This is a genomic window from Psychrobacter sp. TB55-MNA-CIBAN-0194, assembly GCF_040309505.1.
GTDB lineage: Bacteria > Pseudomonadota > Gammaproteobacteria > Pseudomonadales > Moraxellaceae > Psychrobacter > Psychrobacter fozii.
In genome coordinates this window covers 1-267 of the sequence record NZ_JBEOOW010000365.1, presented here as the reverse complement: position 1 = coordinate 267, position 267 = coordinate 1, and the positions used below count along the sequence as shown (strand labels likewise).

Sequence of the window (267 nt, the reverse complement as noted above, 5' to 3'; positions counted from 1 at the left end):
CCACTGGCGAATAAAATCCCCACGGGGATCTTGGTCTTGTGACTGCTTGATTGGATTGTATAAGCGTATGGTATTAATGCCTGTGACCGAGGCTTGCATTTGCAGTTGCGGGTAATGGATCCCAGGTTCGAAATCGAGAAAATAATTGGCTAACGGTAAGCTGGCATGTTGCCACGTAATGTTTAAATGATGAGTCACAAAGCTGACTAACATGGCGCGCATTCTAAAATTAATGTAACCGGTGTGCTGTAAAGCGCGCATGCAGGC

General features: G+C 46.1%; 1 protein-coding gene. It reads right to left on the bottom strand.

Going from position 1 to position 267, the window contains the following annotated elements:
• Window positions 1–261: FAD-binding domain-containing protein (locus AAEY75_RS15475; protein WP_352260086.1), on the bottom strand; the 261-nt coding region annotated here is incomplete at its 3' end.
• Window positions 262–267 lie beyond the last annotated feature (6 nt).